Annotated in this window: 1 protein-coding gene; it reads left to right on the top strand. The window is 39.2% G+C overall.

The features are described from left to right. Positions 1 to 62 precede the first annotated feature (62 nt). Positions 63 to 7,979 (top strand): hypothetical protein (locus ACFIM1_RS08670; RefSeq protein WP_375694610.1); only part of this gene is annotated, 7,917 nt, incomplete at its 3' end.

Below are 7,979 nucleotides of genomic sequence, written 5' to 3'. Positions count from 1 at the left end.
TTAAAATATGTCTTTTTTGTGTTCTTAAGTGTGTTTCTAAAGGTTTTTTTGGGGAGTTCATTATGAAGAAATTATATGCCATAAAACTTTCTCGTTTTTCTTTTGTTCAAATTCTTTCATTGGCTGTGGCAGTTACATTTGTATCGAATATTACCTCTGTTTTTTCAGCAAATCCTGATTTTAGAAATACATTTGTTGAAGGTTTAAAAAGTCCTGGTGTGTCTTATCCAAAAAGTATCGTCTTTGTCGCTGGTTTGAATGATTCTGATGACTATGCAAATTTTTTAGTCAAAACCTTGTCTGATGTCAGTGATTATAGTTCTGTTGTGAATGTTTTGGAGTCAAATAGTAGTATTGCATGGAAAGGTGTGTCAAGTATATTCAAAGCTGAAAATGTGAGTGATAAAAAAGCACAACAGTTCACAAGAAGTATTCATATGAATTCTATAGATGGTGTAGATTTTTCAAACTCTCCTGGTTTGTTAAGAACAGTATCGACCCAAAGAGCTGCAGCAAAAGGCAATGGTCATCCTCTGGAGCAGGGTTATAGTGCGAGTGCAAAAGGTTATGATGCTATTGCGTTAGGTCCATTGGCGGAAGCAAAACAAGATAGAAGTATTGCTATAGGTTTATCTTCTTACGCTAATGCTCATAATAGTATTGCGATTGGTTCTGCTCCAGACTATGCTACTGAAGAGCAAAGAACAACTGCTGGAGATGAAAAAGCAATTGCCATAGGTTTTCAAGCTAGAGCTTTCGGCAAATTTACAATAGCGTTGGGGGATTCTGCTGGCACTACGCGGGAAGATGCGGTTGCTATTGGTCACCATGCAAAAGTAGATATACACCAAGGTGTTGCAATAGGTGCCAATTCTTTAGTTTCTTTAGATGGTGGTGTTGCTATAGGAAGTAATTCTGTAGCTGATAGGGCTGCGGATATTTTGGGGTATGCTTCTTTGCAGCAGGGACCGGCAGTAAACACTGAAGTGCAATGGAAAAGTACGCAGGGTGCCGTTAGTGTTGGTAATCCTAGTAAGGGCATAACGCGGCAGATTATAGGTGTAGCAGCTGGTAGTGAACCTACTGATGCAGTAAATGTTATACAGTTAAAAGATTTAGAAAGTGTCGTAAGAAATGACGGTTGGAAACTATCTGTTGGGGGTAAGAATGGTAAAACCGTTATTATGGACAGTACGGTAGACTTTTCTGCTGGAAGTGCAAATCTTCAGGTTACAAAGGGCGATAAAGACAATAATGTAAAATTTGATCTAGCTAAGGAAATTGCAGTCAATAAAATAACTGCAGGAAGCAGTACCCTAGACGCAACAGGTTTAGTGATTGCCAATGGTCCGAAAATAACCACCGGTGGTATAGATGTTGGCAGTAAAAAGATAACAGGAGTGGCAACGGGTACTGAAAGCACCGATGCGGTGAATTTTGGACAGCTGAAGGAAATAAAAGAACAGGTAGCAACTAGTAGTTTCGTAAAACAAGATGCACAGACGAAGTTCATAACCATTGGTAAGGATACAGATGGCGATAAAATCACAATTGCCAATAAAGATAATAAAACCAGAATTCTTTCTGGTGTTGCATCTGGCACGAACGACACTGATGCCGTGAATGTTGCGCAGCTAAAAGCTCTAAAAAACTCTATAACTTCAAGTTGGGATCTCTCTGTTGAGGGTGCAGATACGACGAGTGTTAATTCAACTAGTCCAATGGATTTGGCAGCTGGAAGTAGCAACCTAAATATTACAAAAGGCAAAGAGGACAATAAGGTAAAATTTGATTTAGCAAAGGACATCACACTGGAGAGCGTAAAGGCAGGTACAAATACTTTAGACGAAACAGGCTTAGTGATTACAGGTGGTCCGAAAATAACAACTAGTGGTATTGATGCTGGCAATAAAGAGCTAAAAGGCGTTAAAGATGGGGCGCTCTCAGTAGGATCGACAGAAGCGGTAAATGGTTCACAACTTTTGGCAACAAATAATGAAATTGCTGATGTAAGAGACAGTATTCTTGTTAAGCAAGAAGAAGGGATGGCGTTAAGTCGCAGTCTCCGTGCTGAGGGATCAGGTGTTATCACCATTGGGAAAGGAACTGGTGGCACTGAAATCAGCATTCTGAATAAAGATAATGGGGCAAGGAAAATTTCCGGTCTATTAGGTGGCGATCTCAGTGCAAATTCAGATGAAGCAGTCACTGGTTCTCAGTTGTTTACTACAAATCAAAATGTTACAACTGTAACAAGTGATCTCAAAACAGTATCTGAGAATATAGCCAAATATTTTGGTGGTGGCGCTAAATATGAAAATGGCGCTTGGACTGCTCCTAAATTTACTGTTAAGTCCGTTAAGGATGATGGCGAAACAGAAAACAAAGAATATCCTGATGTAGCGGATGCACTTGCAGGAGTTGGAAGTTCTATCACGAATGTTCAGAATAAATTGACTGAACAGGTTAAAGATGTGATTATCAAAGTGGAAAGCGAGAGCTTTGTTCAGCAAGATAAGACAACGAGTCGTCTCACTATTGGTGCAAAAGTAGGTGGCACAGAAATCAATATTGCAAATGAAAGCGGTGCGGATCGGATAATTTCTGGTGTTGGGGAAGCAAAGAACAATAATGATGCTGTTAACAAAAGCCAGCTTGATAGCAATATCAAGAATGTTAATGATAATGTAACAAATAAGTTTAGCGAACTTACTAAAAACATAACGAATATTACTCAGCAAGTTAAAGGTGATGCTTTGTTATGGAACGATAAAGCTAATGCCTTTGTAGCACGTCATGAAAAGAGCAAAGAAGAAAAAGGCAGAGCCGTAAGGACACAAGACAACAGCAAAATTACGTTTCTTTTAGATGGTGATGTTTCTAAAGATTCAACGGATGCTGTCACGGGTGGACAGCTTTATTCGCTGAACGAACAACTTGCAACCTATTTTGGTGGTGGCGCAGGTTATGATGAGCAAGGAAAATGGACTGCTCCAAGTTTTAAGGTTAAGACAGTTAAGGATGATGGTAAATCTGAAGAGAAAACTTATAGCAATGTGGCGGATGCTTTGGCTGGAGTTGGTACTTCTGTTACGAATGTAAAAAATGAGATCAGCAAAGAGATTACGAATGTAGTGAGTGAAAGCCTTGTCAAGCAGGATAACGAAACGGCTCCTATCACTGTTGGTAAGGAGACAAATGGCACTGTAATCAATGTTGCAAACAAAAGCGGTGTGAAACGGGTTATTTCTGGTGTGAAAGATGCAGAACAAGACAATGATGCCGTTAACAAGGGTCAGCTTGATGCAAGTCTGAAGGAACTTGCTACCAGCCTTCAGTCAGAAGATTCAGCTGTTGTTCATTATGATAAAAAAGAGGGTGATAATGGTGGCATTGATTACACGAGTGTAACTTTAGGTAAAGGTAAGGATAAGGCAGCTGTAGGTTTGCATAATGTTGCTGATGGTCAGATTGCCAAGGGTTCACATGATGCGATTACGGGTGGACAGATTAATAAAATCGGTGAGGATGTAGCTAAGTTTTTAGGTGGAGAAGCATCCTTTAAAGATGGAGCTCTTACACAGCCAAGGTATAAATTATCGCATATTTCTGAAGATGGTCAGGTAAGCACGAGCGCCTTTGATGGTGTGGGTGGTGCGTTTGAAGGTCTTGATGATAATATCAAAAATGTGAATCAGCGTATTAAGGAAGTTTCAGAAGGAGTTGCACAAGATTCTTTGAATTGGAGTAATGAAGCCAATGCGTTTTTAGCTAAGCATGGAACGGAAGGAAGCAATAGCAAAATTACGTTTCTAGCAAATGGTGAGATTAGCGCTAAATCAACGGATGCTGTCACTGGTAATCAACTTTATTCAATGAATCAGACATTTGCGACGTATTTTGGTGGAGGTGCAGGTTATAATGAAAAGGGAGAATGGGTTGCACCTACCTTCAAGCTTAAAACTGTTAATTCTGATGGTAGTGCTGGTGAGGAAAAGGTTTACAATAGTGTATCGGAAGCATTTGCTGGAGTTGCGAGTTCTATCACGAATGTTCATAATGATGTAACTAATGTTGTCAGTGATAGCCTTATCAAGCAGGATGATGATACGAAGGTTATCACTATTGGTAAAGAAGTAGCAGGTACGGAAATAAGTCTTCTGGACGAAAAGGGCAAAGAACGGACGCTTTCAGGTATTAAGGCAGCAGAGAATGACAATGAAGCAGTCAATAAAGCGCAGCTTGATGCAAGTCTGAAGGATCTTTCTATCAGCCTTCAGTCTGATGATTCAGCTGTTGTTCACTACGATAAGCTGGCAGATGGTAAAACTGATTATAGCAGTGTGACTTTAGGTAAAGGTAAGGATGCAGGACTAGTTGCACTTCATAATATAGCGGATGGTACCATTGCTGAAAATTCACATGATGCGATTAATGGTAGTCAGATCAACACGATTTCTCAAGATGTTGCTAAGTTTTTAGGTGGTGATGCGGCGTTTAAAGATGGTAGCTTTACCAACCCTACTTATAAATTATCTCATGTTTCTGAGGAAGGAAAAGTAACAGACGGTTCTTATAACGATGTCGGTAGTGCTTTTACTGGACTTGATAAAAATATCAAGAATGTGAATCAGCGTATTAAAGAAGTTTCTGAAAGTGTAGCGCAGGATTCTTTGAACTGGAGCGAGGCAGATAGTGCCTTTGTAGCGATGCATGGAGAAGGTAAAGGCAAAAGCAATAGCAAATTGAAGTTTTTGTTAGATGGAGACGTTTTAAAGGGTTCGACAGAAGCAATAACCGGTAATCAGCTTTATTCGATGGGTAGTGCGCTTGCGACATATTTCGGTGGTGGTGCTAAGTATGAAAAAGGGGAGTGGTTTGCACCTACCTTCAAGCTTAAAACCGTCAATGGTGATGGTACTGAAATTGAAAAAAGCTATCAGAGTATAGCGGATGCATTTGCAGGTATTGCGAGTTCTATTACGAATGTTCATAATGATGTGACGAATGTTGTCAGTGATAGCCTTGTTAAGCAGGATAATGAAACTGCACCTATCACTGTTGGTAAAGAAACGAGCGGTACAGAAATTAATATTGCAAATAAGGATCAAGCAGATCGGACGCTTTCTGGTGTGAAGGCCGCAACGAAGAATAATGAAGCAGTTAACAAAGGTCAGCTTGATGAAAGTCTGAAGGAACTTTCTAATAATCTTCAGTCAGAAGATTCCATTGTTGTTCATTACGATAAAAAGGAAAAGGGTGAAACTGATTATACGAATATAACTTTAGGAAAAGGTAAGGATTCTTCCCCAGTTTCACTCCATAATGTTGCTGATGGTAAGATTATCAAGGATTCACATGATGTAATTACGGGTGGTCAGATCAATAAAATTGGTGAGGATATTGCTAAGTTCTTAGGTGGAGAATCCTCCTTTAAAGATGGCGCTCTTACACAGCCAACCTATAAATTATCCGAGGTTTCTGAAGAAGGTAAGGTAAAAGATAAATCGTATACTGGTGTTGGCACGGCTTTTTCAGGTCTTGATGAAAATATCAAGCATGTAAATCAGCGCATTAAAGAAGTATCAGAAGGTGTTGCACAGGATTCTTTAAATTGGAGTAGTGCTGAGGGTGCATTTTTAGCACAGCATGGGGAGAAAAAGGGAACAAAAACGAATAGCAAGATTAAATTTCTTGCAAATGGAGAGGTTTCTGAAAGCTCAACAGAAGCGATTACCGGCAATCAGCTTTATTCAATGAGTAACACTCTCGCGATATATTTAGGTGGTGGTGCTGGCTACGAGAATGGACAATGGAAAGCTCCCAATTTTGTTATCAAGAAAGTTGATGCAGCAGGCAAAGAAAGTGAGAAAAGCTATAATAGTGTAGCGGAAGCTCTTTCTGATATTAGTACTTCTGTTACGAATGTTCATAATGATGTGACCACTGTTGTCAGTGATAGCCTTGTCAAGCAGGATGAAGATACGAAGGTTATCAAGATTGGTGCTGAAAAAGAAGGTGCAGAAATCAGTTTTACCAACAGCAAAAATGAGTTGCGTATTCTTTCTGGTGTGGCGGCAGCAACAAAGAATAATGAAGCGGTTAACAAAGGCCAGCTTGATGAAAGTTTAGAGAAGCTTTCTAATAGTTTTCAATCTGATGACTCAGCTGTTGTTCATTACGATAAAGAAGAGGGTGATAATAGCGCCATTAATTACACGAGTGTAACTTTGGGTGGTAAAGATAAAAAACCAGTTGGTTTGCATAATATTGCCGATGGTGTGATTTCTGAGAGTTCACATGATGCGGTTAATGGTGGTCAGATCAATACAATTTCTAAAAATGTTACTAAATTCCTTGGTGGTAATGCAACTTTTAATAATGGTGTGTTTACAAATCCAACCTATAGTTTATCGGAGATTGATAAAGATGGCAAGATAACAGATAAACCTTTTACTGATGTCGGTTCAGCTTTTGAAGGACTTGATACAAATATCAAGAATGTTAATACACGGATTAAGGAAGTTTCTGAAGGTGTGGCGCAGGATTCTTTGTTATGGAACAAGGAAGCAAATGCGTTTGTGGCGCGCCATGAAAAGCGCAAAGAAGAAAAAGATGGAACTGTAGCAACCCCAGAAAACAGTAAAATTACATTTCTTGCAAATGGTGACATTACAGCTACTTCAAGTGATGCAATAGCTGGTAATCAGCTTCATAGTTTTGGTAGCAGTGTTGCTTCGTATTTCGGTGGTAACGCTAGCTATACAGAAGGAAAATGGACCGCTCCAAGTTTTACGATTAAAAAGTTTGATACAGAAGGTACAGAGACTGAAGAGAAGTATGATAATGTAGCTGCAGCTTTTACAGGTGTTAATAATTCTATCACGAATATTCATAATGAAATTAATAAGGAGATTGGCAAAGTCGTCAGTGATAGCCTTGTTAAACAAGATAAAGAGGGCGATCCTATTACCATTGGTAAGGAAACAGGTGGTACTATAATTAATCTTCAAAACAAGAATAATGAGAACCGAACCATTTCCGGTGTAATAGGTGGAACAATCTCTAAAGATTCAATTGAGGCAATAAATGGTTCTCAGCTTTTTGAGACAAATGAGAAGGTTGCTTCGTATTTCGGCGGTGGCGCTAAATATGAAGAAGGCCAATGGACCGCTCCTACGTTCACGGTTAAGACAGTTAAGGATGGTGGCAGTGATGTTGAAGATAAGGAATATAAAACTGTAGCGGAGGCCTTGGCTGGAGTTGGTGCTTCCATCACGAATGTTCGCAAAGAGATTAACAATGAAATTACGAATGTTGTCAGTGATAGCCTTGTTAAGTGGGATGAAGATAAGCAGCTAATCAAGATTGGCGCAGAAAAGTACGGTAATAAAATCACTATTTCCGATAATGATGGTAAGAATCGAACTCTTTCTGGTGTGAAAGATGCAGAACAAGACAATGATGCCGTTAACAAGGGTCAGCTTGATGCAAGTCTGAAGGAACTTTCTAACAATCTTCAGTCAGAAGATTCCGCTGTTGTTCATTACGATAAAAAGGAAAAGGGTGAAACTGATTATACGAATATAACTTTAGGAAAAGGTAAGGATTCTACCTCTGTTGGTCTTCACAATGTTGCTGATGGTAATATTGCTGAAAATTCACATGATGCAATTACGGGTGGTCAGATCAATAAAATTGGTGAGGATATTGCTAAATTCTTAGGTGGAGCATCCTCCTTTAAAGATGGTGCTTTAACTGTTCCAACTTATGAAATCTCTAATATTTCTGACAAAGGTGAGGTAACAAGTAATTCTTATAACGATGTTGGAAGTGCATTTGCAGGTCTTGATAAGAATTTCAAGAATGTGAATAATAATCTCACGAATAAGTTTAATGAACTTACTCAAAACATCACGAATATTACTCAAGAAGTTCAAGGAGATGCCTTGTTATGGGACAAGACTAAAGGCGCTTTT

The organism is Bartonella sp. AC158YNML (assembly GCF_042196725.1).
In the GTDB taxonomy this organism is placed as follows: Bacteria; Pseudomonadota; Alphaproteobacteria; order Rhizobiales; family Rhizobiaceae; genus Bartonella.
This window is presented reverse-complemented; position numbering and strand designations above follow the sequence as displayed.